The sequence below is a fragment of the Magnetospirillum fulvum genome (assembly GCF_900108475.1).
Taxonomy (GTDB): domain Bacteria; phylum Pseudomonadota; class Alphaproteobacteria; order Rhodospirillales; family Magnetospirillaceae; genus Phaeospirillum; species Phaeospirillum fulvum_A.
Window position 1 is genome coordinate 59,598 of record NZ_FNWO01000008.1, and the last position, 23,435, is coordinate 83,032.

Here is a 23,435-nt window from a genome sequence, read left to right on the forward strand (position 1 = left end):
GATGCGCCGACAATGACCGAAGACCAGAGGTCAATGCAGGAGATGAGACTCCTTATATAAAATTATTTATCAAGCATTAATTAAAAAATTAAACGTCGTTATGATGAATAATTTAACTTTAAAATTATTCTATTATACTGAAAAAACCAAGAGACTGCGCACCACAACCAACCCAATAAGAGGAAAAGTCCGTCATATTAACTACAGAGAGCCTCCACAACAGCCGACAAACCGGTAATGAAGCTAGACCTGTTCCTCTTCCTCGCAGACAGCTACAATCGAATTCGGTTTCCGTCGGTCGTGGGAGGCACCTCCCTGAACCGACCGGATGTCTTGCCGCTTGATCGGGTGTCCATTCTTTCGGGGGGTCTAGGGTCATCATGAAGATTTTCATGTTTCCCGGCCAGGGCGCCCAACGGATCGGCATGGGCGCCGGATTGTTCGAGGCCTTCCCCGATCTGGTCGCCCAGGCCGACAGAACCCTGGGTTATTCGATCGCCGATCTGTGCCTCGCCGGGCCGATCGAGCGGCTGACCCGGACCAACCACACCCAACCGGCGCTATATGTCGTGTCGGCGCTCAAATTCCTTCAGATGGAGACACGGCCCGACATCGTGCTGGGCCACAGTGTCGGCGAATACGCCGCTTTGTTCGCCGCCGGAGCGGTCGATTTCGTCGCGGGCCTCAAGCTGGTGCAGCGACGCGGCGAGTTGATGGACCGCGCCACCGGCGGCGGCATGGCCGCGATCATCGGCCTCGACGCCGACCAGATCGCGGCGGTGATCCGCGACAACAGCCTGTCCGACGTGTTCGTCGCCAATTACAACACCCCACGCCAGATCGTGGTGTCGGGAGCCAAGGACGCCATCGTCGCCGCCGAACCGCTGTTCCGCTCGGCCGGGGCCAGCCATTACGTCGTGTTGCAGGTCGGCGGGGCCTTCCACACCCCGTTCATGGAACAGGCGCGGCGCGACTTCGCCGCCTTCGTCGCCGATATCGCCTTCGCCACGCCGACTCTTCCCATCATCTCCAATGTCACCGCCCGTCCCCACGATCCGGCCCGGCTGCGCGAGCGGATGGTCGAGCAGATCACCGCCCCGGTGCGCTGGTGCGACTCGATCCGCTGGCTGCTGGCCAAGGGCGCCCGCTTCGAGGATTTCACCGAAATCGGTCCGGACGGGCCGCCGGTGGTCAAACCGATGGTCAAGCGCACCGAGACCGAGGCCGGGCCGCTCGACCCCGCCATCCTGGCCGCCGAAGAGGCGCAAGCGGCCGCTGCTGCTCCGCCACCCGTGCCGGTGCCCGCCTCTGCGCCCCCGGCCGCTGTTCCGGGGCGGTTCCGCATCGGCTCGGCCGCGTTCTGCCAATCGTTCGGACTGCGCCACGCCTATGTCGCCGGGGCGATGTATCAGGGCATTTCGTCGGTCGAGATGGTGGTCCGGCTGGCCCGGGCCGGGATGCTGGGCTTTTTCGGCGCGGGCGGCCTGTCGATCGCGGCGGTCGGCCAGGCCATCGCCGCGATCCAGGCCGAGCTTCCCGACCGCGCGCCGTTCGGGGTCAATTACATCGCCCACGTCAACCATCCCGCCCTTGAGGAGCAATTGACCGACCTGCTGGTGCAAACCGGGGTGCGGATGGTCGAGGCGTCGGCCTTCATGGACGTGACCCCGGCGCTGGCCCGCTATCGCGCCGTCGGGCTGGTCGAGGAAAACGGCCGCATCCGCGCCACCAACCGGATCGTCGCCAAGCTGTCGCGCCCCGAAATCGCCGAGCTGTTCCTGTCGCCCGCGCCGGAGCGGGTGGTAGCCAGATTGCGCGACAGCGGCGCGATCACCGCCCAACAGGCCGAATGGCTGGGCCGGGTGCCGATGGCCGACGCGATCACCGTCGAATCCGATTCCGGCGGTCACACCGATCAGGGCATGCCGTTCACCCTGATCCCGGCGATCCTGCGGGTCCGGGACGCCGTCGCCGCCCGTTTCCCCGATTTCGAGCCGATCTTCGTCGGTGCCGGGGGCGGGATCGGCACGCCGGAAGCGGCGGCGGCGGTGCTGATGCTGGGCGCGGACTATCTCGTCACCGGCTCGATCAACCAATGCACGATCGAGGCGGGCACCAGCCCGGTGGTCAAGGATCTGCTGGAAGGCGCCGCCGTCCAGGACATGGCCTATGCCCCCTCGGGCGAGATGTTCGAACTGGGCTCGAAGGTCCAGGTGCTGAAGAAGGGGCTGTTCTTTCCGGCGCGGGCGGACAAGCTGGTGGCGCTGTACCGCCAGTACGAGTCGCTCGATGCGATCGACCCGGCCAGCCGCCGCCAGCTTGAGGACCGCACCTTCCAGCGCCCGCTGGCGGCGGTGTGGGATCAGGTCAAGGCCCGGCTGTCGCCCGAAGAGATCGAGCGGGCCGAACGGATGCCCAAGCACAAAATGGCGCTGGTGTTCCGCCGCTATTTCAAGGATTGCAGCCGCTGGGCACTCGACGGCGACACCAGCCACAAAGTCGATTTCCAGATTCATTGCGGCCCGGCGCTGGGGGCCTTCAACCAGTGGGTGGCCGACACCCCGTTGGCCTCGTGGCGCAACCGCCATGTCGATGAGATCGGGCTGAAGCTGCTGGCCGAAACCGCCCGGGTGCTGGAGACGAGCTTTGCCCGGCTGGAGGGTCAGGCGCGATGAAAAAAACGCCTGCCCCGCCCCCCTCTCCCGCCCCCATCGCGATCATCGGACTCGGGCTGCGCTTGCCCGGAGCCGACAGCCTTGACGGCTTCTGGACCCATCTGGCGGCGGGACGCTCGCTGATCGGCGAGGTGCCGCGCCGCCGCTGGGACAAGGACGAATGGCGCGGCAATCCGACGCGCGAGAACAAGACCAACGCGATCTGGGGCGGCTTCGTCGAAGACGCCGATTGCTTCGACGCCGAGTTTTTCGCGATCTCGCCGCGCGAGGCGGCGTGGATGGACCCGCAGCAGCGCTTCGCCCTGGAGATGGCGTGGCACGCGATCGAGGATGCCGGATACCCCGCTCACGCCCTGGCCGGAAGCCGCACCGGCGTGTTCGTCGGCGTCTGCCACTGGGATTACGCCGAACTGCTGGAAAAGCATCTGGCCCAGGTCGATGCCTATACCCCGACCGGGATCGCCTTTTCGATCATCGCCAACCGGGTGTCGCATGTCTTCGACCTCCATGGCCCCAGCGTCACCAACGACACCGCCTGCGCCGCCTCGGCCACCGCGCTCCATGATGCCGTCCGCGCGCTCAGAAGCGGCGAATGCACGATGGCGCTGGCGGGCGGGGTCAATCTGATCTGGTCGCCCAATCATTTCGTTGCCTTTGCCAAGGCCGGGATGCTGTCGAAGACCGGCCGCGCCCGTGCCTTCGAGGCCGACGCCGATGGTTATGTCCGGGGCGAAGGCGGGGCGATGCTGCTGTTGAAACCGTTGGACCGCGCCCTGGCCGACGGCGATCCGATTCACGCGGTGATCCGCAATGTCGGCCTCAATCACGGGGGGCGGACCAATTCGCTGACGGTGACCAACCCCACCGCCCAGGCGGACTTGATCGTCGAGGTGCATCAGGGTGCCGGAATCGATCCGGCCAGCGTGTCCTATATCGAGGCGCACGGCCCCGGCACCCCGTTGGGCGATCCGATCGAGATCGCCGGGCTGAAACAGGCGTTCGCCCGCCTGCACGCCCAATCCGGCAGCCCGATCCGGGAAAGATCCTGCGGGATCGGCTCGGTCAAGACCAATATCGGCCATCTGGAAGGCGCGGCCGGAATCGCCGGACTGGTCAAGGTGATCGCCGCCCTGCGCCACGGTCAGATCCCGGCCAATGTCGGCTTCGAGACGCTGAACCCGCTGATCGACCTGTCCGGCACCCCGTTCCGCATCCAGGCCGAGGCGACGCCATGGCCGTCCGATCCGGCCAGCCCACGGCGGGCGACGGTCAGTTCGTTCGGCTTTGGCGGCTCCAACGCCCATCTGGTGGTCGAGGAAGCGCCCGCCCCGCCTCCCGACGAAGCGGCCACGGGGCCGCTGGTGCTGCCGCTGTCGGCGAAAGACGAGTCGCGGCTGGCGGCGCAGATCGAGGCGTTGCGCGCCTTCGTCGCCGCCCGGCCGCCTGGGCTGAGGCTCGACCGGCTGGCCTATACCCTGCAAACCGGCCGCGAGGCGTTCGAGGCGCGCTGGGTGCTGGTCGCCTCGGATTGGGACGAGGTCCAACGTGCCCTGGCCGCCCCCGTCCCGCCGCCGCCGCCCGCCCCGGACAGCCCGGCGGCGCGCTGGCTGGCGGGCGACACAATTGATTGGGCGGCGTTGTGGCCGACCCCGCCCCGCCGCCTGCATGGCCCGCTGACCCAATTCCATCGCCTGCGCCATTGGATGGACGAGGCGATTGCCGCCAAGGACGACAGCGGCGTGCCCCACCCCCTGCTCCATCGCAACCTGTCGGGCTTTGGCGGGGTTCACTTCCGCACCCGTCTCAAGGGGCCGGATTATGTCTGGGCCGACCACCATGTCGGCGGGGTTCAGGTGCTGCCCGGGATGGTCGCGCTGGAGATGGCGCGGGCGGCGGCGATCCTGTCGCAAGCGGTCGCGGCACCGCTGGTGCTCGAAGACGTGGTGTGGGCGCGACCGGTCCGCGCTGGCGACGGCCCGACCGAGCTTGATGTGCGCCTCACCGCCGGAGCGGACGGTGTCGCCTTTGCGATCGCCGAGACCGGCAGCGACGGCCCCGCCCATTGCCAGGGCGTGGTGCGGCGGCTGGAGGGTACGCCCGGACAGATCGACCCGACCCCACCGGGCGACGAGGTGACGGTCGATCAATGCTATGCCCGCCTGCGCGCCAGCGGGATCGAGCACGGCCCGACCTTCCAGGCCCTGGCCAAGGTCCATGGCGGCAACGGATCGGTGCTGGCGGTGCTTCGTCTGCCACGCAGGCTCCACCCGACGCTTTCGGCGCTGCCGCTGCATCCGGTGCTGCTCGACGCCGCGATCCAGGCCTGGGTCGCGCTGGGCGGCGAGTCGATGGACGGGAGCGCGGTGCCGTTCGCCTGCCGCCGCGTCGAGGTGTATGGCCCGTGCGAGCCGGTAATGACGGCCCGGCTGCGCCTGATCGCCAGCGCGCCGGGCTTGCGGCGGCTCGATATCGAACTGGCCGACAAAAGCGGGGCGGTGCGGGTGGTGCTGCGCGATCTGGCGCTGCGACTGATGACGAATGCCATCGGGGCGGAGCCCGACCCGGCCGGGGCCGACCGCCCGCTGTTGGCGAGCGGGGAGTGGCTGGCCGCGCCGCTGCCGCTTGCCCCGCCCCGGCGCGAGACGCTGGTGGTGCTGGCCGGGATCGAGGCTACTCTTGACGGTGCGGTCTGCCGCCTGCCGCCCGCCGGGGACGATCTTGCCGCCACCGCCGCCCTCTGGTTCGCGATCCTCCACGACCGCCTCGTCGAAACGCTGCGGGCCAGCCCGCTCCGTCAGGTGCTGGTTCTGGCCGCCGACAGCCTGTCCCCGGCGCTGGTTCAGCCGCTCGCCGCGCTGCTGAAGACCGCCCGCGCCGAACAGCCAAGGCTCGACGCTGCCTTGGTACTGGTCGCCGACCCGGCCCGCGCCGCCGCGATCGTCGCGCTTGAACGCGGCCGCACCGATGGCTGGCCGGAAATCCGCTATGGAGCGGAAGGAGAGCGGCTGGTCTGGCGGCCGGTCGAGATCGCACCGCCGCCGGTTACGCCGCCGCCGTTGCTGCGCGGCGATGCCACCTACTGGATCACCGGCGGGCTGGGCGGGCTGGGGCAGATCTTCGCCCGCTGGCTGGTCGAGCGCGGAGCCGGGCGCGTCGTGTTGAGCGGTCGCGCTCCCGTCGCCGCCGATGATCCCCGCCTGACCGCGCTGGGCGACCGGGTCGTCTACCGTCAATGCGACGTCACCGACCAGGCGGCGGTCGCGGCGCTGGTCGCCAGCCTTGGCGCCTTACGCGGCATCATCCATGCCGCCGGTTTGCTCGACGACGGCTATATCCTGACCCGCGACGCCGCCCGCGAAGCGGCGGTGCTGGCCCCCAAGCTGGCCGGAACCGTCGCGATCGACCGCGCCACCGCCCGGGTTCCGCTCGACTTCCTGCTGTTATGCTCGTCGGTCGCCTCGGTATTCGGCAATCCCGGTCAGGGCGGCTATGGCGCCGCCAACGCCTTCCTCGACGGATTCGCCCAACACCGCGCCGCCCAGGTCGCCAGCGGCGAGCGCCAGGGCCACACCGTCGCGATCGCCTGGCCGCTGTGGCAGGACGGCGGGATGACGGTCGATGCCGCCAGTCTGGCCGCGCTGCACCGCCGCTTCGGCACCGATCCGATGCCGCGCGCCGCCGGTCTGGCCGCGCTCGATTTCGCCCTTTCGGCCAAGGCTCCGGCCGGGCTGACCGTTCTTTATGGCGAGCCGCTCCGGCTGCGCCGCACCCTGGCCGAGTTCGGCGATTCCGCCGAACCGCCGCCGGACGAGCGCACCCCATCGGGCGACACACCATCGCTGGCCCAAGTGCAGGAGTTCGTCGGCGACATCCTGGCCGACGTGCTGCGGCTCGACGGCGGACAGATTCGCCCCAACCGCAAGCTCGACGAATACGGCCTCGATTCGATCGCGATCGTCGAGGCGACCAACCGGCTGGAAGAGGCGTTGGGGCCGCTGTCGAAAACGCTGTTCTTCGAATATGTCGATCTGGCCGGAATTGCCGCCTATCTGGCCGCCGAGCATGGCGCCGCCCTGGCCCGGGCGCTGGGCCCGGCCCCGTCTCCGGCTCCGGCTCCGCCCCCCGCGCAACCGGCCCGGGCCGCGCCTGACCCGGACATCCTCCGCGCCGCCGCTCCCTCGCCCGATCCCGATCCGGCCGCGCCCGGTCGCGGCAGCCACGACATCGCGATCGTCGGACTGTCGCTTCATGTCGCCAAGGCGTCGGACCAGGACGCGTTCTGGCACATGCTGGCCAACGGCCTGCACGGGTTCGAGCCCTATCCCGCCGACCGCTGGGACCATGCCGCGTTGCTCCATCCCGAGCGCGACGTGCTGGGCAAGACGGTGGTCAAGACCGGCTGCTTCCTGGACGACATCGCCGCCTTCGACCCGCGCTATTTCCGCATCTCGCAATACGAGGCGGAACTGATGTCGCCCGAGGTCCGCTTGTTCCTGCAATCCTCGGTCGAGGCGTTCGAGGATGCCGGATATTCGCGCGAAACGCTGCAAAGCCGCTATGGCGGCAACGTCGCGGTCATCATGGGGTCGATGACCAACGAATACGACCTGTTCGGCTTCCAGAACATGCTGATGCGCGGCAGTCTGGCCAGCGGCAGCTATACCGGCACCGTCCCGAACATGGTGTCGTATTATTACGGCTTCACCGGCCCGTCTTATTTCCTCGACACGATGTGCTCGACCGCCTCGACCTGCGTCCACGAGGCGGTGCACATGCTGCGGGCCGGACGCTGCCCGATCGCGCTGGCGGGCAGCGTCAGCCTGCTGGTCCATCCGCAAAAGCTGATCGCGACCAGCCAGGAGCATTTCACCAGCAAGACCGCCGAGGTGATTCGCGGCTACGGCCTGGGGGCCGACGGCACCATCCTGGGCGAAGGCGTCGGCGCGCTGGTGTTGAAGCGGCTGGAGGATGCCGAACGCGACGGCGACCATATCTATGGAGTCATTCGCGGCACGGCGGTCAACAATGCCGGGATCCGCAACGGCTTTACCGTGCCCAACCCGCACCAGCAGGCCGCCGCGATCGAACAGGCGTTAGACGATGCCGCGCTGTCGCCCGCGACGATCACCTATGTCGAAGGCCACGGCTCGGGCACCGCCTTGGGCGACCCGATCGAGGTGCGGGCGCTGACCCAGGTGTGGCGCAAGCAGACCGACGCGGTCCAGACCTGCCCGATCGGCACGGTCAAGAGCAACATCGCCCACCTGCTGGCGGCATCGGGACTGGCCGGAATCGCCAAGGTGCTGATGCAGTTCAAGCACGGCCAGCTTGCACCGTCGCTCCATGCCGAGACGCTGAACCCCAACATCGCCTTCGACCAGACTCCGTTCCGGGTCCAGCGCGCGTTGGCCCCCTGGCCCCGGTTGACCGACGAAACCGGCGTCCCGATTCCGCGCCGGGCCGGAATCACCTCGATCGGCGCGGGCGGAATGAACTCGCACATCGTCATCGAGGAATATATCGCCCCGCCCGCCGCGCCGCCGCCGCCCGGACCCTCTCTGCTGGTCGTCTCGGCGATGAGCGAGCCGACCCTGCTCGCGCTGGTCCGCCGTCTTCTCGCCCATCTCGACGCCCATCCCGAGCAGGCGCTGGCCGACCTTGCCTATACCCTTCAGGTCGGGCGCAACCAATTGCCCTGCCGTCTGGCCCTGCTGGCGACCGACCGCGCCGACGCGATCGCGCGGTTGCAGGCGGTGCTTGCCGCCCCCGGAGCGGGGCCGGGCCGCTGGTATACCCGCTCGATCCTCGATTCCGATCCGGTGGCGGCGGCCGATCCCGCCGACCCGAGCGCCGCCGCCGCCGCCTGGATCAGCGGTGCTCCAACCGATTGGGAGGCGCTGCATCAGGGCCAGCGCCGCCTGCGTCTGTCGCTGCCGTCCTATCCGTTCGAGCGGATCCGCTGCTGGTATCAGCAGCAGCCCGACGCCCCCTCGGTGGTGCGGCCGCTGGGATCGGCGCAGAAGCTGCATCCCTTCGTCGGCCGCAATCGCTCCGATCTGGCCGGGCTCAGCTACGTCACCCCGCTTTATCTGTCCGAACTGCTTGATTACGTGTTCAAACGCGGCCCTGTCGCCGCGATCCTGCCCACCGCCGCGATCGAGGTGGTGGCGGCGGTGGCAAGGATCGCCGGGATCACCGGGCCGCTGACGATCCGCGACCTGACGGTAGCGACCGAACCGGACTGGACGCGGGCACGCGAACTGACCGCCACCACCGATGGCAACAATGTCGCGCTCGCCATCGACGGCATCGCCTGGGTCGGGGCGAGGCTCGAAGCCGGACCCTCCCCCCTGTCGGCCCCACCAGCCGCAACGGCAGGCGAGCCGGTCGCGTGCTATGACCTGCTGCGGGACCGGGGGCTTGATTTCGCGCCCTATCTCGAAGGGATCGAGCAGGCGCACCGTCTCGCCGACGGCTCGCTTCTCTGCCGCCTGCGGCGAAATCCGCCCCAGCAGGACCATGGCAAGCAGGGGCTCGAACTGTCCGCCCCCGCGCTGGGGGCCGCGTTCCAGGCGCTGACCCTGCTCGACGCGAAAGGTATAGCCGCGATCGAGCGGGTAACCCTGACCGGCAGCGGCGCGGTTGCCCAGGTGCTGGCGCGCCAGGACGGGCCGGGCCGCTTCGCCCTGTGGTTCCTGACCGAGGATGGCAGCATCGTCGCTGCCGCCGAAGGAATGTGCGACAGCGCCACCGCCGCGACCGCCCCGGACAGGGCGGCACGCCCCACCGCCGCGCCGGAACACATTCCGGGGTTGGCGGAAGAGTTGCGCGCCCTGGTGGCCGAAATGTTGAAATTCCCGCCCGAGCAGGTGGGATTGCGCGAGGCCTTCTACGAACTGGGCTTTGATTCGATCTCGCTGGCCCGGCTGGCGACCTTGATCTCCACGACCTATGCGATCACGCTGTCGCCCGCCGTGTTCTTCGAGGCGGGAACGCTGGAGGCGCTGGCCGCCCATCTCGCCAGCCGCCACGGCGTCACCGCCGCCCTGCCGCCGCGCCCGACCGCACCGCCGCCCGCCCAACCCGCCCGAATCCAGCCCGCCCCGACGCGGACCGGCCCCGCTCTGGACCCGAACGGCAACGACAAGATCGCGATCGTCGGCATGGCGGGACGCTTCCCCGGTGCCGAGGGGATCGACGCGCTGTTCGACCGCCTGCTGGCGGGCGACGACCTGACCGGCCCCAGCCGCGACGGCAAATGGCGCGGCGGCTTCCTGGCCGATATCGACCGCTTCGACGCCGCGTTGTTCCGCGTCTCGCCGGTCGAGGCCGAGCGGATGGACCCGCAACAGCGGCTGATGCTGGAAACGGCGTGGCGCGCGCTGGAGGATGCCGGCTACCGTCCCGACGAACTGCCCGCCGATTGCGGCGTGTTCGTCGGGGCCAGCGCGCTCGATTACGCCAGCCTGCTGCGGCAAAGCGGGATTGCCGCCGACGGGTACGGCTCGACCGGCAATTCGCTGGCGATGATCGCCAACCGGGTCTCGCACGCCTTCAATCTGCATGGCCCGAGCGAGACGATCGACACCGCCTGCTCGTCGTCGCTGGTCGCGCTGCTGCGCGCCGCCGAGGCATTGCGGCGCGGCACCTGCCGGGCCGCCCTGGTCGGCGGGGTCAATCTGGCCCTGGCGGCCGAGGGCTTCGACGGCCCGGCCCAGGCGGGGATGCTGAGCCCCGACGGACGCTGCAAGGCGTTCGGGGCCACAGCCGACGGTTATGGCCGGGGCGAAGGAATCGTTGTCGTGCTGACCAAGCGTCTGGCCGAGGCCGAGGCCGACGGCGACCGCATCCTGGGCGTGCTGATCGGCGGGGCGGAAAATCACGGTGGCCGGGCCGGAGCTCTGACCGCGCCCAGCGTCGCCGCCCAAGCGGCGCTGATCCAGACGGCGATGGCGGGGATCGACCCCCGCAGCGTCAGCTATATCGAGGCGCACGGCACCGGAACCCAATTGGGCGACCCGGTCGAGATCAACGGTCTTCGCCGCGCTTACGAGGCGTTGCTGGGTGGCGAGATCGTCGGCCAGCCGTTCATCGCGCTGGGCACGGTCAAGTCCAACATCGGCCATCTCGAAGCGGCGGCGGGTCTGGCCGGTCTGGTCAAGGTGCTGGCCGCGATGGGGCGGGGGATGCTGCCCGCCAGCCTGCATTGCAGCCCGCCCAATCCCTATCTCGATTTGGGCGGCAGCCCGTTCCGCCTGCAAGAGCGGGCCGAGCCATGGCCCGCAGGCCCCAATCCGCGCCGCGCCGGGATCAGCAGTTTCGGCTTTGGCGGCGCCAACGCCCATGTCGTGGTCGAGGCGTACCGCCCCGCCACCCCACCCCGTCGCCATCCGTTGCCGCCGCACCGGTTCGCCGATACCCGCTTCTGGCTGCCGGGAACGCGAAGCGAGACGGTGATCGTCGTCCCCGACTGGCGACCGGCGGCACTCCGCCCGGGCCAGCCCCGACCGGGGCGGCGGCTGGCGGTGGGTGCGGGTCTGGCCATCGCGGCCGGGCGGGGCGCCGAGAGCGCGACCCTGCCCGCCGAGTACGCCGCCGCCGCGCGCGATTTGCTTTTGCTGCTGCAACGGACCGGCGGCGAAGTCCTGGTCCAGTTGGCGGTGCCGGACGGTCCGCTGTCCGGTCTTGCCGCCTTGCTTGAATCCGCCGCGCTGGAACGCCCCGGCCTTGCCGTCCAGACCATCGCGGTCGAGCCCGGCCTGTCGCCCGATGCGCTGTCCCGTCTGCTCGCCGACGAAGCCCAGGACGGCAGCCGGAGCAGCCGGGTCCGCTATCGGGGCGGCCAGCGGCTGGTGCGGGACTGGCGCGAATGGACCGAGACCGAAACGGCCCCCTGGCCGAGCCGGGGAATCGTCCTGATCACCGGCGGAATGGGCGGCCTGGGGCGGCTGCTGGCGCTTTCGATCGCGCGCGACGTCCCCGGCGCGGTGCTGATCCTGTGCGGCAGCCGCCCGGAAAATGCCGTGCGCGCCGCCTTCCTGGACGAATTGCGCGGGTTGGGCGCGGTCGCGGTCTATCGCCAAACCGACATCGCCGATGCCGAAGCCGTCGCCAGCCTGATCGGCGGCATCGTCGAGGTGCATGGCCGCCTCGACATCGTGCTCCATTGCGCCGGAACCCTGCGCGATGGACTGGTCGGGGGCAAAAGCGCCGACGATCTCGCCGCCGTGCTGGCTCCCAAGGTGACGGGGACCGAGGCACTGCTGCGCGCCTGCGCCGGGCGCGATCTTTCCGCCCTGGTGCTGTTTTCCTCGCTGGCAGGCGCGGTGGGCACGATCGGTCAGGCCGATTACGCCGCCGCCAACGGCTACCTTGCCGCCCTGGCCGAATCGCGCGGTCTGCCGCTGGTGGCGATCGACTGGCCGCTATGGGCCGAGGGGGGGATGCGCGCCGATGCCGCGACCCAGGACGCCCTGTTCGAGCGGATGGGCCAGCGCCCGCTATCGACCGATCAGGGGCTGGCGGCGTTGGGACGCATCCTTGCCGCCCGGGTTCCCCATGCCGCCGTGCTGGCCGGGGACGGCGCGCGGATCCGCGCCTTCTTCACCACCCAACCCGCGCCCGCGACCGGCCGCCCCGACCCGTCCGACCGGCCGGACGATGCCGATTTGACCCGGGCGGTGACCGCTCGTCTGCGCGCCCTGTTCGCCCAGGCGGGCGGATTTGCCGCCGACGCGATCCATGCCGACACCCCGCTCGACCAATACGGCATCGATTCGCTGATGATCACCCGGCTGAACGCCGCGCTCGACGACGGGGCCGGGCCGTTGCCGAAGACCCTGTTTTTCCAGCACCGCACCCTGGCCGCGCTGGCCCAAGCCCTGGTCCGCGATCATGGCGAGACCTGCCGCCGCTGGACCGGATCGACCCCGCCCGCCGCCAAGGCCGCCCCGGTCTCGCTGTCTTGCCCCGCCATCGCGTCGCCCGCCGCCGCCGCCGCCGCCGTGTCGGAGCCGATCGCGATCATCGGTCTGGCCGGGCGCTATCCCGGTGCCGACGATCTTGACGGCTTCTGGGCCAATCTGGCGGGCGGACTCGACGCGGTCGGCGAGATTGCCCCCGAACGCTGGTCGCTCGACGGCTTTTTCGAGCCCGACCGCGACGAAGCGGTCGCCAACGGGCTGTCCTACGCCAAATGGGGCGCGTTCCTCGACGGCTTCGCCGATTTCGATCCGCTGTTCTTCCGCCTGTCGCCGCGCGAGGCGGCGGCGATGGACCCGCAGGAACGGCTCTTCCTGATGTGTGGCTGGGCGGCGGTCGAAGATGCCGGATACAGCCCGCACCGGCTTGCCGCCGCCAATCCGGTCGGGGTGTTCGTTGGCGTCACCAAGACCGGCTTTGGCCGCCATCCGCCGTTCGTCTCGGACGAAGGGGCGCTGATCCAGCCCTCCACCTCGTTCGCCAGCATCGCCAACCGGCTGTCGCACGCGCTCGACCTCACCGGCCCCAGCCTGCCGGTCGATACGATGTGCTCGGCCTCGGCCACCGCGCTGCATCTCGCCTGCGCCCATTTGCGCGCGGGCAGCGTGTCGATGGCGCTGGTCGGCGGGGTCAACCTCTATCTCCATCCCAGCAGCTTCGTCGATCTGTCCGCCGCCCGGATGTTAAGCCCGAGCGGACGGTGCAAGGCGTTCGGGGCCGGGGCCGACGGCTTCGTCCCCGGCGAGGGAGTCGGCTGCGTCGTGCTGAAACCGCTCGGCCGCGCCGTCGACGACGGCGACCATATCCATGCGGTGATCCGGGGCAGCGCGATCAATCACGGCGGCCACAGCAACGGCTATACCGTCCCCGATCCGGCGGCGCAGCGCGACGTGATCCGCGCCGCGTTGGCCGAGAGCGGACTTGGCGCCGATGCCGTCAGCTATGTCGAGGCGCACGGCACCGGCACCGATCTCGGCGACCCGATCGAACTGGCCGGGCTGACCCAGGCCTTCGCCCCCGACGGAGTCGGGCGGGGGGCCTGCGCGCTCGGCTCGGTCAAATCGAACATCGGCCATCTTGAGGCGGCGGCGGGACTGGCCGGGCTGACCAAGGTTATCCTGGCGCTGCGCCACCGCGCCCTGCCCCCCACCCTCCACGCCGAGACGGTCAATCCGAACCTCGACCTCGATTCCAGCCCGTTCCGGCTCGTCCGCCAGTTCACCCCCTGGAGTCCGACCGGGCCGAGGATCGCCGGGATTTCCTCGTTCGGAGCCGGGGGAGCGAACGCTCACCTGATCGTCGCCGAGGCCCCGCCCCAGCCCGCCGCGCCACCCGTCGCCGGGCCGCAGGCGATCCTTTTGTCCGCCCGCACCGCCGCCGCCCTGCGCCGGCAGGCCGAACAACTGTGCGCCCGGCTGGCCCCGGCGGGCCGCCCGACCCTGGCCGCCGGACTGGCCGACGCAGTTCGCGCCGAACTGGCCCGGCTGCTCGCCGTCTCTCCCGCCGATATCGACGGTGCCGAACCGTTCGACAGTCTGGGTCTTGGTCCCACTCAGCGTCTGGCGCTGCGCGGCTGGCTGGAGGCGCGGCTGGGCCGCACGCTCGATCCTGCAATCTTCGCCCATCTCGACAGCCTGGACCGCCTGCTGGCCGAGCTTGGCGACGAGGCCGAAACCGCCCCCGCCGTCCCGGCGCTGGCCGACATCGCCTGGACCCTTCAAATCGGGCGCGAGGCGATGGAACACCGGCTGGGCGTCGCGGTCGACAGCGTCGCCGCGCTCACGGCCGCGCTCTCCGACTGGCTGGCGGGCAAAAGCGGAACCGTCCAATCCGGCGTCGCCGGGCAGCATCGCGATATCCTGGGCGCACTCGGCGACGATGCGGCGCTGTCGGACATCGTCGCCCGCTGGTGGGAACGGGGCGAGCTCGACCGGCTGCTGTCGCTGTGGGTCAAGGGCGTCGCGGTCGGGTGGGAGCAACTACCCCGCCCGGCCCGGCCCGCGATCGTGTCGCTGCCGACCTATCCGTTCGAGCGCCAGAGGTTCTGGCTGCCGGTCGGCGACCGGCTAACCGCCGCGATCGCCACTCCCGACGGCGAGCCCGCCTTGCGCGCCAACAGCGACCGGCTGGAAGGCGCGATCGCCCGAGTCCTGGCCGCGATCCTGCCCGGTCTGCCCCCGCCGGTTCCGGCACTGGCCCGCTGGCGCGCCGCCATCGACGACCTGCTGGCCGCGACCAAGGGTGCCGCCCCGTCCGGCGATCCGTGGGCGGCGTGGCAGGATTTGCGCCAGAGCGGCGGCCCGGCGGCGCAGATGGACCTGGCCGAGGCGACCCTGCGCGCCCTGCCCGACATCCTGGCCGGGCGGGTTGACGCGACGGCGGTGATGTTCCCCGAGGGACGGCTGGGGCTGGTCGAAGCCACCTACAAGGACGACCCGGTCGCAATCCGGTTCAGCCGCACCCTGGCCGAGGCGGCGGCGTCGTTCGTCCGCACCGCGAAACGCCCGACCCTGCGGATTCTCGAAATCGGCGCGGGCACCGGGGGGACCAGCGAACGGCTGTTCGAGGCGCTGGCGCCTGTGTCCGACCGTGTCGCCGAGTATTGCTACACCGACCTGTCGCGGGCGTTCCTGATCCATGCCGAGCGCCGCTACAAGGCCGACTGGCCGTGCCTGACCACCGCTTTGTTCGACGTCGAACAACCGCTGGAGAGGCAGGCGGTCGCACCCCACGGCTACGATCTGGTCGTCGCCGCCAACGTCCTGCACGCCACCGCCGACATCGCCCGCACCCTGGGCCACGTCCGCGACGCGCTGGCCCCGGGCGGGCTGCTGCTGCTAAACGAGACCAGCCGTGCCACCTTGTTCACCCATGTCACCTTCGGCCTGTTGGAGGGTTGGTGGCGCGCCACCGATCCCGAGCGCCGCATCCCCGGTACCCCGGCGCTGACGGCGCAATCGTGGCGCACCCAGATCGAAGCAATCGGGCTGGAATGGGTCGCGGGCTCGACCGAGGCCGAGCGCGCCCTGGGCCAGCAGATCGTCGCCGCCCGCGCCCCCATGTCCCGGCCCGACACAATCGCCACCGCTTCCCCCGCCACGGCCAATCCGGCAGCGGACCAAAGCGTCCGCGCCCGTCTGCTGGCGGTGCTGGGCGAAGTGCTGAACCTCGCCCCCACGGCCATCGACCTTGGCAAATCCTTTGCCGATTACGGGCTGGATTCGATCCTGGGAGCCGAATTGGTGCACAAGCTGCGCCGCGCCTTCGGCCCGGCCGCGCTTGACCACACCGCCTTGTTCGATCACAGCACCGTGCAGCGGCTGGAGGCCTTCCTCGCCCCCCGAGTCGCGGCGGCGGCTACTCCCACCGTCTCCGCTGCTCCCGCTGCGGTAAAGTCCGTCAGCACCGGGCCGGAGCGGGAACCGATCGCGATCGTCGGCTATAGCGGCCGCTTCGCCGGGTCGCCCGACGCCGAGGCGTTGTGGCGGCATCTTGTCGCAGGCACCGATCTGGTCGAGCCGGTCCGCCGCTTCGACCTCGCCCCGCTTTACCGCGACGCCCCGCCCGGTTCCTATGGCCGCCATGGCAGCTTCATCGAGGGAATCGAGGATTTCGACCCGGTCTTCTTCGGCATTTCCGGCCTCGAAGCGACCTATATGGACCCGCAGCAGCGGCTGTTCCTCGAAGAGGCGTGGAAGACGCTCGACCATGCCGGTCATGCCGGGGCCGACATCCACGGCCGCCGGGTCGGGGTGTTCGTCGGCTGTGCCGCGGGCGATTACGACGCCCTGTTCGAAGGAAGCGTGCCGGGGCAGGCGTTCTGGGGCAATACCAGTTCGCTCATTCCGGCCAGGATCGCCTATTTTCTCGACCTCAAAGGCCCGGCGCTGGCGGTCGATACCGCCTGCTCAAGCTCGCTGGTGGCGGTGCATCTGGCCTGCCAGAGCCTGTGGAATGGCGAGTCCGAGATGGCGCTGGCCGGGGGCGTGTTCATCCAATCGACGCCGCGCTTCTTCCGCTCGGCCAATCAGGCCAACATGCTGTCGCCGAGCGGACGCTGCGCCGCCTTTGGCCGGGGTGCCGACGGCATCGTCCCCGGCGAGGCGGTGGGCGCGGTGCTGCTGCGCCCGCTTTCCGCCGCGCTGGCCGATGGCGACACCATCCACGGCGTGATTCTCGCCAGCGGCATCAACCAGGACGGCACCACCAACGGCATCACCGCCCCCAGCGCGGCGTCGCAGGAACGGCTGTTGCGGACCACCTATGCCGAGTTCGGGATCGACCCCGCCAGTATCGGCCTGATCGAGGCGCATGGCACCGGGACAAAGCTGGGCGATCCGATCGAACATGCCGCGCTGGCCCGGATGTTCGGCTCCGGCCGTCCCGGCACGGTGGCGCTGGGCTCGGTCAAATCGAATATCGGCCATGCCACCACCGCCGCCGGGATCGCCGGTCTGCTGAAGGTGCTGCTCTGCCTCCGCCACGCCACCATCCCGCCGACGCTTCATTTCGACGGCGGCAATCCCGACATCCGCTTCGAGGACGGGCCGTTCGCCGTCAATGCCGCGCCGCTGCGCTGGACCGAGCGGCGGCGGGCGGGGATTTCGTCGTTCGGCTTCTCCGGCACCAACGCCCATGTCGTGGTCGAGGCTCCGCCGCCGCCCGCGCCGCTGGCCGTCCGGCCCGGTCCGCATCCGGTGGTGTTGAGCGCGCGGACGCCCGATCTGCTGCGCGATCTCGCCGCCCGGCTGGCCGACCGGATCGAGGCCGACCCCGATCTGGCCCTGGCCGACATCGCCTTTACCCTGATCGCGGGCCGCCGCCCGCTACGCCACCGGCTGGGGCTGGTCGCCGCCGACCGCGACGATCTGATCGGATTGCTGCGGCGCTGGCTGAACGGCGATGCCGCCAGCGGGATCGCGTGCTCCGACATATCCGACAGCGCCGCAGCCCCATTGGCCCCGGCCGGATCGCCCCAAGCCCTGGTCCAGGCGTTCCTGCGCGGCGAACGGCTGCCCGCCCCCGCCGCCGGGCATCGGGTGCCGTTGCCGACGACCCGCTTCGTCGCCACCCGCTGCTGGGTCCGTCCCGCGCCCCCGCCGCCAGCGGAACCGCCGTCCCCATCGGGGCCAAGCCTCCCGCTCCGGCTGGCCGACCCGGCCCGGCTGGCCGGGCCGTTCGTTACCGCCGCTGCCGCCCGCGTCGCCCTGTCGCCGCTGGGCAGTGCCCCCGCCGCCCCCGGCTTGGTTCGTCACGGCTCCGATCGCGACGGAGTGCGGACGTTAAGCTTGACCGGCGACGGAACCGGGCTGGAGTCCGCGCTGGCCCAGGCTCGCGCCGACGAAACCGTTCGCGTCGTGCTGCTGGAAGCTGAGGGCGAGATCGCCCGGCCCGAACTGCTGCTCGATTGCCCGCTGCCGGTGGTGGTGACCAACAGCAAAGGACCAGCACCCACCGCGCTGGCAGATTCCGCCGATTTCGCCGCCGCCCCGGACGAAGCGGCGGTGCTGGCCCGCCGGATCGCCGCCGCCCCCCGCCAAGCCCTGATCGAACTGAAGCGGGCGATGCGCCGGGCCGACGTGCCCGAGGCCGCCGCACTCTGGCCACGAGACGAGGCGCCATCGCCCGGCCCGGCCCAGGCCATCGCTCTGACCTCGTCCTGCGTCGCGCTGTCGCTGTATCCCGACGGGGTCGTCGTTCTCGAGATGATCGAGCGCGAGCACAAGAACGTCTTCACCGACGCCCTGATGGACGGGTTGAGCGAGGCGTTCGCCAAAATCGCCCGGCTGGACCCGGCCAAGGTGGTGGTGCTGACCGGCTTTAACGGCTATTTCGCCTGCGGCGGCACCCGCGAGGGGCTGGACTCGCTCCAGCGCGGCGAGACCCGCTTTACCGACCGCACCATCTACACCCTGCCGCTCGATTGCCCGCTGCCGGTGATCGCGGCGATGCAGGGCCATGCGATCGGGGCGGGCTGGTCGCTGGGGATGTTCTGCGACCTGACCTTCTTCGCCGCCGAGGCGGTCTATCACAGCAATTACCTGTGGTACGGCTTCACCCCCGGTGCCGGAGCGACCCTGATCTTCCCGCACCGGCTGGGCGACCGGCTCGGGCGCGAGGTGTTGTTTTCCGCCCACGATTATCGCGGCCGCGATCTGGCGGCGCGGCGGCCCGACCTTAAGGTGCTTCCGGGAGCCGAGATCGGTCCCGCCGCCCTGGCGCTGGCCCACGGTCTGGCCCGTCTTCCGGCCGAGCGGCTGCGGGCGCTGAAAGCGGCGGCGGCCCAGCCGATCCGCGACCGGTTGGACGCCACCTTCGCCCGCGAACTGGCGATGCACGAAACGACCTTTATCGGCAATTCCCGGGTGCAGGAGCGAATCGCCCAGATGTTCCCCGCCCCCACCGCCCCGGTCACTGCCGCGCCCGCCGCCGCCCGTAACCGCGATGCTCTGCGCGCCATCGTGATCGACACGCTGGCCGAAGATTTGATGATCGCGGCGGGCGAGATCGCCGAGGGAGCCAATTTCCTCGAACTGGGGCTGGATTCGATCCTGGCGCTGACCTGGGTCCGCCGCCTGGGCGGTCTGCTGGGAACCGAGCTTCCGGCGACAATCGTCTATGCCCATCCCACCGTCGGCACCCTGATCGACCATCTCGCCGGGCTGGCGACGTTGTCGCCCGCCGCTCCCATCTTAGCCCCGGTACCGGCCCCGGTTCCTCCTGCCGCTCCGTCCGGCCGCGACCTGCGGGCCGAACTGATCGCGAGCCTGGCCGAGGAGTTGATGATCGCTCCGTCCGAGATCGGCGGCGGGGCCAGCTTCGTCGAATTGGGGCTGGATTCGATCCTGGCGCTAACCTGGGTCCGCCGTCTGAACACCCGGTTCGGTATCGACCTGCCCGCCACGGCGGTTTACGCCCATCCCACCCTCGACGCGCTGGCCGCCCATATCGCGACGCAAAAGCCCGCCCCGGCCGCACCGGCTCCGGTCGCCCCGGCGGCAACCCCGGTCGTCCCGGCGGCAGTGGGGATCGTCCGCCGCGACCGTTCCGAACGCTCGGCCGCCGACGCGGTCGCGATCATCGGCGCGTCGGGACGTTTCCCCGGCGGGCGCGATCTGGCCGCCTTCTGGGACAATCTCCGCGCCGGTCGCGACTGCATCACCGAGGTGCCGCTATCGCGCTGGGACATCGAACGCTTCTACCATCCCGATCCGCTCCATCCCGGCACCACCTATTGCAAATGGATGGGCGCGATCGACGAGATCGAGTGTTTCGATTCCGGGTTCTTCACCATCACCCCGCGCGAAGCAGAGTTGATGGACCCGCAGCAGCGCTTGTTCCTCGAACAGGCGTGGCATGCGTTCGAGGATGCCGGTCTCGATCCCGCCTCACTCGGCGGCAGCCGGTGCGGAGTGTTCGTCGGCGCGGGAGCGAGCGGCTATGCCGACCTGATCGACGAGCACAACGCCTATAGCCTGCTGGGCCGGTCGAGTTCGATCCTGGCCGCCCGCATCGCCCACCTGCTCGATCTGCGCGGCCCGGCTTTGTCGCTCGACACCGCCTGCTCCAGTTCGCTGGTGGCGATCGCCGAAGCCTGCAACTCGCTGCTGGTGGGCGACAGCGACCTTGCCCTGGCGGGCGGCGTCAGCGTGATGATCGGCCCCGAGATGTTCATCGACACCGCCAAGGTCGGCATGTTGTCGAAAGACGGGCGCTGCTACAGCTTCGACCACCGCGCCAACGGCTTCGTCCCCGGCGAGGGCGTCGGCGTGCTGCTGCTGAAGCGGCTGGAAGAGGCCGAGCGCGACCACGACCCGATCCACGCGGTGATTCGGGGCTGGGGGATCAACCAGGACGGCCGCACCAACGGCATCGCCGCCCCCAATCCGCAGGCGCAGACCCGGCTGATCTCCGACGTCCACCGCCGGTTCGGGATCGACCCGGCCAGCATCGGGCTGGTCGAGTGCCATGGCACCGGCACGCCGCTCGGCGATCCGATCGAGATCGAGGGGCTGACCGACGCCTTCGCCGAAATCGCCGACCGCCCCGGCACGGTGGCGCTGGGCTCGGTCAAAAGCAATGTCGGCCATTTGCTGGGCGCGGCGGGCGTGGCGGGCGCGATCAAGGCGATGTTGGCGCTGGAACGGGGCGAAATCCCGCCCACGATCCAGTTCGAGCAATTGAACGAGCATATCCGCCTCTCTGGCACCCCGTTGCGGATCAATACCGCCTTGTGTCCGTGGCAAGGCGACGCGCCGCGCCGCGCCGGGGTCAGTTCGTTCGGCTTTTCCGGCACCAATGCCCATCTGGTGCTGGAAAGCGCCCCGTCCCGCCCATCCACCCCGCCCCGCCTGCCCGGTCCGCTGGTGTTCGTGCTGTCGGCGCGGAGCCGCGAGCGGTTGATCGCCTATGCCACCGAGATGCACCGCTTCGTCGCCGCGCGCCCCGACCTCGATCTGGCCGCGCTGGCCCTGACCCTTCAGGTCGGGCGCAAGGCGCTCCCGGCCCGGCTGGCCTTCGTCTTCACCGACCGCGCCTCGCTGCTCGCCCCGTTGGCGGCGGTGGCGGCGGGGCAGGTTCCGGCCGGAAGTCACTGGACCCTGGTCCAGTCGGACACAAATCCGCCCCCGAGCGGGACCAGCCCGGAAACACTCGCCGCCGCCTGGGCCGGGGGAGCCAAGGTCGATTGGCAGCGTCCGATCCAGGGCCGCCGCCTCCATCTGCCGGGCTATCCCTTCGCCCGCGACCGCCATTGGGTCGAGACCGCGCCGCCCGCGCCGGTCGGGGAAACAGCGGCTCCGCTCCCCGTCCTGGCGGCGCTGACCCTGCCCGATCTGGCCCGTGCCGCCGCCGAGAGCGAGACGGGACGGAAGGTGCGGGAATTGCGCCATGTGGTGTGGGGGCGACCCCAGGACGGGGAGCGCCGGTTGGAGGTCGCAATCGACCGCGACGCGCTCGGCCTGCTGTTCCGGATCGTCGCCCAAGGAGCGGAGGCGACGCCCTGCGCCGTCGGCGAGGTGAGCGAGGCCCCCTCCGCCCCGCCGCCGCTGCTGCCGGTCGAAGCGCGGTCCGGCGGCGACGACGTCACGGCGGCGTTCCACCGCTTCGCCCCCGACACCCGCGCCGTCCGCGCCGTCTGGCGCCACGGTGCCGATTGGCTGGCCCGGATCGAGTTGGACTCCCCGGCCAGTGGCTTCGATCCGGCGGCGCTGACCCTGGCGTTGCGTCTGGCCGGTTTTGCCCGGGGCGAGGCCACGCTTTCCCCGCTGGCAGTGGAACGCATCGCCCTTTTCGCAGCCCTGCCCGCGACGATCCTGGTCCGGGTGCGCCACCCCGCCGACGCCGCCCTTTCGATCACGCTGTTCGATCCGCACGGCCAGCCTTGCCTGAGCCTCGACGGACTGAGACTGTTATCTGCAACCGATTTGCCAGACATCACGCTTGAGGAGAACACGACATCATGAATAAAGCCTTCAAGGTTGCCATCATCGGCGGCGGCCCCACCGGCATCGGCGTCGGACGAGAATTGATCGACGGCGGCATCGCGTTCGACCTCTACGAAGCGTGCGACAATTTCGGCGGCGTGTGGAACAGCGGAGCGCCCTGCGGCCGCACCTACGAGTCGCTGCACCTGATCTCGCCCAAATTCAACACCCAGGTGCCCGATTTCCCGATGCCGGACGCGTATCCGGTCTATCCCAATCACAAGCTGATGTGGCGCTACATCCTGTCCTATGCCGACCATTTCGGTCTGCGCGACCATGCCCGCTTCAACGCCCCGATCACCCGGCTCGACCGCGAGGGCGAGGGCTGGCGGCTGAAGAGCGGGGCCGGTCACGACGAGCATTACGATCTGGTCGTGGTCTGCACCGGCTTGCATAACCAGCCGCTGTTCCCCGACCCGGCGCCGTCCGGCAGCTTTACCGGCGAGGTGCTGCATGCCCGCGACTATAAGAGCCTGGACCAGTTGCGCGGCAAGCGGGTGTTGGTGGTGGGTGGCGGCAATTCCGGCTGCGACATCGCCGTCGATGCCGCCCACGCCGCCGCCGAGGTCAGCCACAGCACCCGGCGCGGCTATTACTACCAGCCGAAATTCATCGCCGGGAAGCCGACGCCGCAATGGATGATGGAACTGGGGGCCAAGTTCAAGACCCGCCAGGAGACGATGGCCTATATCGAGCAGGTGTTCAAACTGGCCGGGTACGACGCCACCGATTACGGTCTGCCCCGCCCCGATTATCCCCTCGACGGGGCGCATCCGGTGATGAACTCGCTGATCCTCTATTACATCGGCCACGGCGACATCACGCCTAAGGGCGACATCGACAGCTTCGCCGGGAAGACCGTCACCTTCAAGGACGGCAGCCAGTCCGAGTTCGACCTGATCGTCTATGCCACCGGCTATCGCCGCGAGTTCCCCTTCCTCGACCGCGACCTGCTGGAGTGGAAAGCGGGCATCCCCGATCTGTTCCTCCATTCCACCCCGCGCAATCTCGACAATCTGCTGTTCATGGGCTTCATCAACTCGGCCGCCGGGCTGGGAGACGGGCTGAAGACCCAGGGTCTGTTCGTGCAGAATTACGCCCGCGCCCTGGCCGGGCGGACGCCGGGGCTGGAAAAATTCCTCGCCGCCAAGCAGGTCGATAAGCCCGACCTGGGCCAGGAATATTTCGTCAAATCCTACCGCCACCTGTGGGAGGCGGATTTGTGGAAGCTGCTGGCCGCGATGCGCCATTATCGCGACATGCTGGCGGGGAACTAAACAACGGTGACCATGCG

General features: G+C 69.8%; 3 protein-coding genes. All 3 read left to right on the forward strand.

All coding sequences use genetic code 11. The features are described from left to right. Nucleotides 1-380 precede the first annotated feature (380 nt). From fabD to BLW40_RS10745, 3 genes are read left to right on the forward strand one after another with little or no spacing between them, the layout of a single operon-like run. On the forward strand, nt 381-2,675 hold the full coding sequence (fabD, locus tag BLW40_RS10735) for an ACP S-malonyltransferase (protein WP_074768407.1): 2,295 nt from the start codon (nt 381-383) through the stop codon (nt 2,673-2,675). Further along, nucleotides 2,672-22,120 (forward strand): SDR family NAD(P)-dependent oxidoreductase, encoded by a 19,449-nt coding sequence (locus BLW40_RS17400; RefSeq protein WP_074768409.1) that lies wholly within the window; start codon nt 2,672-2,674, stop codon nt 22,118-22,120. Before fabD ends, BLW40_RS17400 begins: the two co-directional genes overlap by 4 nt. Beyond that, on the forward strand, nt 22,117-23,418 hold the full coding sequence (locus tag BLW40_RS10745; RefSeq protein WP_074768411.1) for a flavin-containing monooxygenase: 1,302 nt from the start codon (nt 22,117-22,119) through the stop codon (nt 23,416-23,418). Before BLW40_RS17400 ends, BLW40_RS10745 begins: the two co-directional genes overlap by 4 nt. The last annotated feature ends 17 nt before the right edge of the window (nt 23,419-23,435 follow it).